This is a genomic window from Vibrio sp. 10N.222.52.C3 (genome assembly GCF_041474195.1).
GTDB classification, from domain to species: domain Bacteria; phylum Pseudomonadota; class Gammaproteobacteria; order Enterobacterales; family Vibrionaceae; genus Vibrio; species Vibrio crassostreae_C.
Window position 1 is genome coordinate 1 of record NZ_JBFRTQ010000151.1, and the last position, 203, is coordinate 203.

The following is a 203-nucleotide window of genomic DNA, read 5'->3' on the forward strand; positions in this document are numbered from 1 at the left end:
CACACAGATTGATGGTTTAATAAGTTAAGAGTAGGAAATACTTTTCCAGATGGGGCTATAGCTCAGCTGGGAGAGCGCCTCGCTGGCAGCGAGGAGGTCTGCGGTTCGATCCCGCATAGCTCCACCATCTTTAAGTGTTCTTCCTTAAGAATCTTTAAAAATGGTTATTTCTTTTGAAATATCTAGCTCTTTAACAATTTGGA

Annotated in this window: 1 tRNA gene; it reads left to right on the plus strand. The window is 41.9% G+C overall.

Annotated elements, in window-relative coordinates:
* The first annotated feature begins 51 nt into the window (after positions 1-51).
* Positions 52-127 (plus strand) — tRNA-Ala (locus AB4517_RS19940).
* The last annotated feature ends 76 nt before the right edge of the window (positions 128-203 follow it).